Annotated in this window: 10 protein-coding genes and 1 pseudogene; 1 reads left to right on the top strand and 10 read right to left on the bottom strand. The window is 64.6% G+C overall.

Annotated features, from left to right (window positions below; genetic code table 11):
• Positions 1-126 precede the first annotated feature (126 nt).
• The 10 genes and pseudogenes from ABZW16_RS41845 to ABZW16_RS41800 form a co-directional block, all read right to left on the bottom strand.
• Positions 127-822, bottom strand: coding sequence for an anthrone oxygenase family protein (locus ABZW16_RS41845; protein ID WP_354961710.1), 696 nt, complete (start codon positions 820-822; stop codon positions 127-129).
• Positions 823-947: 125 nt separating this feature from the next.
• Positions 948-1508 (bottom strand): FHA domain-containing protein, encoded by a 561-nt coding sequence (locus ABZW16_RS41840; protein ID WP_354961713.1) that lies wholly within the window; start codon positions 1506-1508, stop codon positions 948-950.
• A 251-nt stretch (positions 1509-1759) separates the two neighbouring features.
• The gene (locus ABZW16_RS41835) at positions 1760-2119 is read right to left on the bottom strand and encodes an Lsr2 family protein (RefSeq protein ID WP_354961709.1); all 360 of its coding nucleotides are present in this window, start codon (positions 2117-2119) and stop codon (positions 1760-1762) included.
• Positions 2120-2234: 115 nt separating this feature from the next.
• On the bottom strand, positions 2235-3701 hold the full coding sequence (gene lysS / locus ABZW16_RS41830) for a lysine--tRNA ligase (protein ID WP_354961712.1): 1467 nt from the start codon (positions 3699-3701) through the stop codon (positions 2235-2237).
• A gap of 309 nt (positions 3702-4010) precedes the next feature.
• Positions 4011-4433, bottom strand: a complete 423-nt coding sequence (locus ABZW16_RS41825) for a rhodanese-like domain-containing protein (protein WP_354961711.1) — start codon at positions 4431-4433, stop codon at positions 4011-4013.
• An 8-nt stretch (positions 4434-4441) separates the two neighbouring features.
• Positions 4442-5074, bottom strand: coding sequence for a cysteine dioxygenase family protein (locus ABZW16_RS41820; RefSeq protein WP_354961708.1), 633 nt, complete (start codon positions 5072-5074; stop codon positions 4442-4444).
• Between the two features lie 179 nt (positions 5075-5253).
• Complete coding sequence (locus ABZW16_RS41815) at positions 5254-6048, bottom strand: type III pantothenate kinase (RefSeq protein ID WP_354961707.1); 795 nt, start codon at positions 6046-6048, stop codon at positions 5254-5256.
• Positions 6048-6467 (bottom strand): aspartate 1-decarboxylase, encoded by a 420-nt coding sequence (panD, locus tag ABZW16_RS41810; protein WP_354961706.1) that lies wholly within the window; start codon positions 6465-6467, stop codon positions 6048-6050. Before panD ends, ABZW16_RS41815 begins: the two co-directional genes overlap by 1 nt.
• Positions 6468-6481: 14 nt before the next feature.
• Positions 6482-7498, bottom strand: a complete 1017-nt coding sequence (panC, locus tag ABZW16_RS41805; protein WP_354961705.1) for a pantoate--beta-alanine ligase — start codon at positions 7496-7498, stop codon at positions 6482-6484.
• Between the two features lie 48 nt (positions 7499-7546).
• Positions 7547-8173: pseudogene (locus ABZW16_RS41800) on the bottom strand (DUF2520 domain-containing protein); the annotation flags it as partial.
• Here ABZW16_RS41800 and ABZW16_RS41795 point away from each other — a divergent pair.
• The coding region (locus tag ABZW16_RS41795) for a hypothetical protein (protein ID WP_354961714.1) at positions 8088-8268 on the top strand (181 nt) is incomplete at its 3' end. The pseudogene ABZW16_RS41800 and the gene ABZW16_RS41795 sit on opposite strands and share 86 nt — an antisense overlap.

Raw genomic sequence — 8268 nt, 5'->3', positions numbered from 1 at the left:
GTGGGTCGATCAGTGATCGACCCACCGGCGGCGGTACAGATAGCGAGTAGGAGTACGGCGACCGCGAGGACTGCCTTCGGCGTCCGGTTGGCCGGGCGAGCGACTCGGTCGGGTACGAGCCCGGTCCTAACCGAGGTGCTGCGCCCCCGCCGGGTGCGCGGCGTACTGCCCGGCCGCCGACCGAAATGCGTACTGCTGGGCCATAATCGGCGCGCGGTACGGCTGACCTGCGGTCTGCACTCCGGCGGGCACCGGCTGTGCCTGCGAAACCTGCTGGTTAGCAGCCGAACCCGAGGCCTGTGCACGTCCGTGCTGGATACCGGCAACGAACAGCGCACCGCTCAGCACCAGGAAGGCCAGCGTGTGCAGGATCGCCCGAATGATATTCCAACGCACCCAAGCGGATTCGAAATCGGCGCGCACCTTGGCCAGATCGGCGATCTGAGCCGGATCGCCCGCGGCCGCCAGTTGATCATTGAGCGGCACATTCGATCCGGAGGTGACCGCGAAGGCGATCACATTGAGCGCCAGGGCAATACCGAGCCAGATCAGCGTGGTGCGATGCTCCTTGCCCAGGTGCAGTGCGGCCGCCAGGACGGTGAACCCGACCGTGCCCATGAACCCGATCATGAACCACGGGTTGATGATGACCACGTTGATCTTCTGCATCACGTCGATCATCGCGCGGTCGTCGGTGCGATTCAGCGCGGGCATCACCGACGTCGCATAAGCGTAGAAGACGCCCGCGATCAGGCCGGTTGCGAGCGTGGCCGCCACCAGCGCGGCGAGTCGTAGCGCGAACATGAATTTCTCCTGCCTCATAGCCCGGACCTTGTCCCAATCACTCGGTCCGATGATGAGTCAAGTACACCGGTTGCCGTCGAGACCATCCATGGTTGAGAAGCTCGGCCACCTAAGCGAGCGTCCACACCCCGCAGGGAATGGGCTCACAAGTCTCGGTCAGAGATCAATCCGCTCTGCATGGCCAAACCGGCCAGTCGGACCCTTTTCTGATTCTGCGGCAGATTTTCCACACCGAACTTGGCGAACAGTGCCCGCAGATGAGTCTTGATCGCATCGACACTGAGGAACAATTCCTCGGCGATCTGCTGATTGGAAGCCGGAGTTGCGAAACCCGCACCGTTCTTATAGGGACGGCACAGTGCGATGAGCACCGACCGCTGGGTATCGGTCAGCGAGCGCAGCGTGGGAATGGCGCCGGTCGAGGTTCGGGTCGCGTCATCGGCCACGCCCCCGAATTCGTGGAACGAAACCAGCGAGGTGCCGACCCGGATCCGATCGCCCGCCATCAGACGGCGGCGGCCGACGAGTCGTTCACCGTTGACGAAGGTGCCGTTGCGAGACAGGCCGTCGTCGACGATTGTCCAGTGCGCGCCAAGGTATTCGATCGCCGCATGCAGACGCGAGACCTCGGCGTCCCAGCGCAGCGCCAGATCGGCCTGCGGGGAGCGCCCGATGGTGACGCGCTCCTGGTCGGGGGTGAGCATCAGCTCCTGCTGACGACCCGAGTCATCAGTGAATCGCAACAACGATCCGATGAAACCAGTCACTGCGCCGATACCTCATCTCTCCATACCGCCAGTGACGTCCTACGCACAGTTCCATGGTGCCGCGTCCTGGTACCGCGAGCAAGATCGAATCGACTCTCGGCCATCTTCATATCGAAGGCCTATCACAAACGGGCCGCCGCCCCGGCGTCGCACGATTCGCCCGGGCGGCGGCCCAATAAAATAAGAACTCAGCCCTTCGCGGCCTTGTTGTACGCATCGGTGATGTCAGCCGAGATACGCCCACGCGCGGACACCTTGTGTCCATTCCGGCGCGCCCACTCGCGAATTGCAGCGCTTTGTTCACGGTCGATCGAGACCCGGCTCTTCGCAGCACCGGGAGCAGCGACCGCGGCCTTGACCCGGCGCCGACCACTGACGCGCCGAGCACTCGAAACCCACTCTTCCAGCCCGTCGCGCAGCTTTGACGCATTTGCCGACGACAGGTCGATCTCGTACGACACACCGTCGATCGCAAACTCAATGGTCTCGTCCGCGATGGACTCACCATCGACATCGTCGATCAGGCTAACGGTGACCTTCTTTGCCATGAGATGAACGTCCTCTCGAAATCGTGCGACCCGCATACTAGGCCGATTACCCGAGGCAAGAATACCCCGAATTCCGAAAATTCCAAGACGAGGGCCGAGCTATGCAATCCGATCGTCAGCGAGTGACTGGACGCACAATTGGGAACAGTATCGTTTCCCGGATTCCCAATCCCGTCAGTGCCATCAACAAGCGATCGATTCCCATACCGGTACCCGTTGTCGGAGGCATGCCGTGCTCCATCGCGGCAAGGAAGTCCTCATCGAGCACCATAGCTTCGTCATCACCCTGTGCGGCCAACCGCGCCTGATCCACGAACCGCTCACGCTGGATCACCGGATCGACCAACTCCGAATAGCCAGTTGCCAACTCGAAGCCGCGCACATAGAGATCCCACTTCTCGGTAACTCCGGGCTTGCTGCGATGCTGCCTCGTCAGCGGAGATGTCTCCACCGGGAAGTCGCGTACGAAAGTCGGTGCGTAGAGCTTGTCACCATACTGGTGCTCCCACAGTTCTTCGACCAGTTTGCCGTGGCCATAGCCCTTGTCCTCGGGAATTTCCAGGCCGACCCGATCGGCAAGCGCTCGCAATTCCTCGATCGACGTTTCCGGTGTCACTGATACGCCAAGTGCGTCGGAGAGCGATGGGTACATCTCCACCGTTGCCCACTCGCCGCGGAGATCGTATTCGGTGCCATCTGCAAGTGTCACCACCTGGGTACCGAAGACCTCTTCGGCAACTTCCTGCACCAATTCCCGAACCATCCGCGCGGAGTCATCGTAGGTGCCGTATGCCTGATACGTTTCGAGCATTGCGAACTCCGGGGAATGTGTGGAGTCCGCGCCCTCGTTGCGGAAGTTCCTGTTGATCTCGAAGACCTGTTCCAGGCCGCCGACCACGCATCTCTTGAGGAACAGTTCCGGCGCAATTCGCAGGTAGAGATCCATATCGAGGGTGTTGGAATGGGTGATGAACGGCCGCGCCGCCGCACCGCCGTGCAGCGTCTGCAGCATCGGCGTCTCCACCTCGAGGAAGCCGCGCAGCTCGAGCGCATTGCGCATCGCGCGGACCACCGCGACCCTGGTCCTGGCCATTTCCCTGGCCTCGGGACGCACGATCAGATCGACATAGCGCTGCCGTACCCGCGACTCCTCGTTCATCTCCTTATGCGCCACCGGCAGCGGCCGCAGGGCCTTGGCCGACATCGACCAGGAATCGGCCATAACGCTCAATTCCCCGGTCCGCGAGGAGATCACCTCACCGTGCACGAAAACGAAGTCACCGAGGTCGACATCGGCCTTCCAGGCCGCGAGCGCATCGGCGCCGACGCCGTTGAGACTGATCATCGCCTGCAGTTTGGTGCCGTCCCCCTCCTGCAGCGTCGCGAAACATAGCTTGCCGGTATTGCGCATGAATATGACGCGGCCGACCACACCGACCTGCAAACCGGTCTGGGTATCCGGCTCTAGCGCCGGATAGGCGGCCCGAATTTCGCCGAGGGTATGTGTGCGCGGCACCACCACCGGATAGGCCTCACCGCCATCGGCGATCAGCCGCTCGCGCTTCTCGCGCCGAATCCGCATCTGCTCCGGAACGTCGTCCGCGGCGGGCGCGGGACGGTTGGTTTGCCCCGCAGGAACCGAACCCGCGGAGCGACCGGATGAAGACGTGTTCGGGGTGCTCACGTTCAACAACCCTAGCGGGCACCGGAAATCGATTTGCGGGCCGCCCGGGGATGACCGGCCGGGGCCGAATCGACAGCGCCAGGAACGGGCCACAACGGCCCGTTTTCCGGCGTTGTCCGGCACGCCGAATACCGGGCGCGAACCGGCGCCGGACCGAAAGCCATTGCGCGCTGCTATGTTTCGAGATGGAAGTGGTTTCCGCCCTAATTAGAGCGTTGCCAGCGCCTCGACCTCACGGGCGAAGTGCGGCGCACGGACGCCGACCGCGAGCAGACTGGCCGCCTTCAAAGCCTGATAGCCGCCGATCACATCGGTGGCCCGATGCAGCCCGAGTTCCTGTAGCGCCGCGGCGGCGAGACTGGAGGTATAGCCCTCCGAGCAGACGATGATCCATTCCACATCGTGATCGGTGGCCAGCGCCAACCGGGCCGAACTCGACGGGTCCAGGCGCCATTCCAGGACATTCCGTTCGATCACCAGCGCACCCGGCAGCGCGCCCTCACGGGCCCGCTGGGCCTGCGGCCGGATATCCACCAGAATCGCGCCCCGGTCGACCGCCTTCGGCGTTTCGAAGGCATAGACGCGGTTCAGGCGGGCCCGTGCGTTCTCGAGCATCTGATCGATGGTCAAACGGGTCATTACATATCACCTTCGGGCTGGTCGGTGAGGACGGTTCGGGTGCGGCGCAAGGTGCCGTGACCGGTCACCTCGTAATAGGACATGGCGGTGAGCGGCGGCGAATAGGCGTGCACGCTGAGGGTGGGATCGAGCGGCCCGACCGATTCAGCCGTGCCGTTTCTGGCGGCCTGCAAGGAGTCGCCGGCGGCGGCCGGTGCGCGCATTACGTCGTGCACCCAGCCGATCGGAAAAGAGGCCTGGTCGCCCGCGGTCAGCGTGCGGCGGCGCAGTTCCGTTCCGTTCCAGCGAAATTCCGAGAGCGCGCCGCTGAGCACGGTCAGTGCGCCGAGTGATCCGGCGTGGTCGTGCAATTCGGTGGACTTGCCCGGTGTCCAACTGATCAGCCAGACATCGACCTCGTCATCGGCGAGCAGCCGGGTGGCCCAGCGCTCCTCGACGGGCCAAATTCCATTGGCTGGCAACAGATGGTCGTAGCGTCCCGCGAGTACGTCTTCGGCGCCCTCGTCGGTCAGCCGGAGCAAATCGGCGGGACGCAGGCGGGTGGGTAATGCGGAAGAGACAGCACGATCGAGCGGCGGGGTGGCCGTCAGGGCGCTACGTGCGGAATTGATGGAAAGAACAGAAGAACGCATGAGCGAATCTCCAGGAGTATGTCAACGGTCGAGGGACTTGGTCAGCCTCGATCGGTCGAGGCAGGTCAGCCTCGACAACACTCCTGGGTGCGCACGCGGGAAAACACGGGAGCGAGTGTAGCAGCGCAAAAACCGGCGGCAAAGCGGCCGGTCATGCGCGCGCACCCCAGGTGGGCATATCAACCACCCTTACGGCGCTGATTGCGCTCGTAGACCAGGCGCAATCCGGTCAACGTGAGATGCGGCTCATGGTGGTCGATGGTCTCCGATTCCGGCACGATCAACGGTGCGGCGGTGCCGGTCGCGACCACCGCGACATCGTCACCGGCGAACGTGTCGAATTCATCGCGAATCCGATCGATCAGGCCGTCCACCAAACCCGCGAAGCCGAAAATCGCCCCGGATTGGATGGCCTCGACGGTGTTCTTGCCGACCACCGAACGCGGCCGGGCCAACTCGACCCGGCGCAATGCGGCGCGCTCGATCAGCGCCTCACTGGAGATCTCCACACCCGGTGCGAGCACCCCGCCGAGAAACTCGCCCTTCGCCGATACCAGATCAACGGTGGTGGCGGTGCCGAAATCCACGACAATCGCGGCCGTGCCGAAACGATGATGTGCGGCAAGGGTGTTCACGATGCGATCGGCGCCGATTTCCTTGGGATTGTCGACCAGCAGCGGAATACCGGTTCGCACGCCGGGTTCCACCACCACATGCGGTACATGATCCCAATAGCGAGTAAGCATCGATCGGATCTCGCGCAGTACCGGCGGCACCGTGGACAGCGCCGAAACTCCGATGATCTCTTCCACCTGCGCACCGACCAACCCGCGCACCTGCATGGCGAATTCATCGGCGGTCAGCAGCGGATTGGTATGCATCCGCCAGTGCCGTACCAGCTTCGCGTGACTACCACTGCCCGAGAACAATCCGAGCTCGATGCTCGTATTTCGGACATCAATGGTCAGTAGCATCAGACGGTGGTCAGCGAGCGCGGGCTGACCAGACCGGAACCATCCGGCGCGTGCGCCGGATCGGCGCCGAGGTCGGTCGGCCGATTGCGCTCGTCGACGAAGACAACCTTCGGCGCGTACTCCTTCAGCTCCTGCTCATCCATCATGCCGTAGGCGATCAGAATGACCAGATCGCCCGGATGTACGAGATGTGCTGCGGCGCCATTGATCCCGATGACACCCGAACCGCGTTCACCGGCGATCACATAGGTCTCCAGGCGGGCGCCATTGTCGATATCGACGATGCAGACCTGCTCGCCCTCGAGCAGATCGGCGGCGTCGAGCAGATCCTGGTCGACGGTCACCGAACCGACATAGTGCAGATCGGCGTGGGTCACCGTGGCGCGATGGATCTTCGACTTCATCATGGTGCGCAACATCGCTGTCGCCTTTCCTAAATGTTGGCCTTGGCAGGCTGGGAGTCGGTCGCGGCGGTGCGCGAATCGGGAAGTGTGGGATGGCCGCCGTCGCTAGCGACTGCTTGCAGGTCGCTCGAAACAACACTGCCTATGGGTGCGCCGAGCGCGACGGCAGTGTTGTCGATCAGGCGGGTGGCGCCGACCTTGGCGGCGACGAGCAGCCGCGCATTGCCGTTCGCCGGGGTCGGACCGAGTGTGGACGAGCGCAGTTCGAGGTAATCGACATCGACACCGGGGGCGGCGTCGAGCACCGCACGCGCGGCCGTGAGCACGGCATCCGCGCCGAGTGCGCCCGCATGCCGCCCCGCGGCCAGCGCCGCGGACAGCGCCAGCGCCGATTCGCGCTGCGCCGCATCCAGATACCGATTTCGGGAGGAGAGCGCGAGTCCGTCGGGTTCGCGAATCGTCGGCAGCGCGACGATCCGCACATCCATATTCAGATCGCGCACCATCTGCCGGATCAGCGTGAGCTGCTGATAGTCCTTCTCACCGAAGAACGCCTCGGTCGGGCGCGCGATATTCAGCAGCTTGGCGACCACGGTCAGCATGCCCGCGAAATGCGTTGGCCGGCTGGCGCCTTCGAGCTCGGCGCCGATCGGGCCGGGGTGCACGGTAGTCCGCGGGCCGTCCGGGTACATATCGGACGCGCTCGGCGCGAATACCAGCTCCACACCCTCCGCGCGCAACAGCTCCACATCGGCGTCGAGGGTGCGCGGGTACTTGTCCAGATCCTCGTTCGCGCCGAACTGCAGGGGATTGACGAAGATCGAGACGATGACCACCTGATTGGTCCGCTTGGCCCGGCGCACGATCTCGAGGTGCCCCTCGTGCAGCGCGCCCATCGTCGGCACCAGTCCGACCGTGCGTCCGACACCGCGCAAGGCCTTCGAGACCGCGGCGATCACCTCGGGATCGTGGTGCACGGTCAGCTCACCGCGCCGGTAGGCGCTGGGCCCGATTTGGCGCTCGCGGGGCCCTACGTGGTTACGCACGCTGCCGCCTCCGGGCCCGTCGCTCACGCCGGGCAAATTTCGGATCCACTATCGGCCTCCTTCCAGCAGCTCGATCAGAGCCGGATTGGTCTTCGCGCGCTCGGCCGTGCGCAGCGACATGGCACGATAGCCCGCGGCCAGCCGAGTATCGACGGCCGCCAGAGCGGCCAGATGCGCCGCGACGGCATCCGCGTCGCCACGCGCCACCGGACCGGTCAGCGCGGCCTGCCCGCGGCGCAGCGCGTTGTCGAGTGCGGCCGAGGCCAAGGGGGCGAGCAATCGCTCGGCCAGACCGTTGGGCTGATCGTCGACGATCTGCTGGCCGAGCAGACCGGGACCTGCGAGCGCGGCGCGCAATGCGTCCACCGCGTCCAGGACCACCGTGACCAGGTGATTACTGCCGTGCGCGAGTGCGGCGTGATAGAGCTGGCGATTCTCTTCCTGCACCCGGACCGGCTCGCCGCCCATCTCGATCACCAGCGATTGCGCGATGGCGAAACCGATCTCGTCGGCGGCGGTAATGCCGAAGCAGGCGTTGCCGAGCCGGGCGACATCCTCATCGTGTCCGGTAAAGGTCATCGCCGGATGGATGGCCAGCGGCAGTGCGCCGCGCTCGGCCAGCGGAGCCAGCAGGCCGACGCCATTGGCGCCGGAGGTGTGCGCGACGATCGTGCCCGGCCGGACCCTGCACGGCGATCAGCGCGGTCTGCGCCGACTGGTCGTCGACCTCGGCATCGAATCCCTCGGCGCGCGAGACGAGTTCACGTGCC

The sequence above is a fragment of the Nocardia sp. NPDC004604 genome, assembly GCF_040609795.1.
Taxonomy (GTDB): Bacteria; Actinomycetota; Actinomycetes; order Mycobacteriales; family Mycobacteriaceae; genus Nocardia.
The sequence above is the reverse complement of the archived record's forward strand: the minus strand, read 5'-3'. Positions and strand labels throughout refer to the sequence as shown.

What these genes read in the sequence shown, in the direction of transcription:
- ABZW16_RS41840 (WP_354961713.1), bottom strand. Translation starts at nt 1,508, where the DNA reads ATGCTCACCCCCGACCAGGAGCGCGTCACCATCGGGCGCTCCCCGCAG.
- ABZW16_RS41815 (WP_354961707.1), bottom strand. Translation starts at nt 6,048, where the DNA reads ATGCTACTGACCATTGATGTCCGAAATACGAGCATCGAGCTCGGATTG.
- panD (WP_354961706.1), bottom strand. Translation starts at nt 6,467, where the DNA reads ATGTTGCGCACCATGATGAAGTCGAAGATCCATCGCGCCACGGTGACC.
- ABZW16_RS41820 (WP_354961708.1), bottom strand. Translation starts at nt 5,074, where the DNA reads ATGCGTTCTTCTGTTCTTTCCATCAATTCCGCACGTAGCGCCCTGACG.
- ABZW16_RS41845 (WP_354961710.1), bottom strand. Translation starts at nt 822, where the DNA reads ATGAGGCAGGAGAAATTCATGTTCGCGCTACGACTCGCCGCGCTGGTG.
- ABZW16_RS41835 (WP_354961709.1), bottom strand. Translation starts at nt 2,119, where the DNA reads ATGGCAAAGAAGGTCACCGTTAGCCTGATCGACGATGTCGATGGTGAG.
- lysS (WP_354961712.1), bottom strand. Translation starts at nt 3,701, where the DNA reads ATGCGGATTCGGCGCGAGAAGCGCGAGCGGCTGATCGCCGATGGCGGT.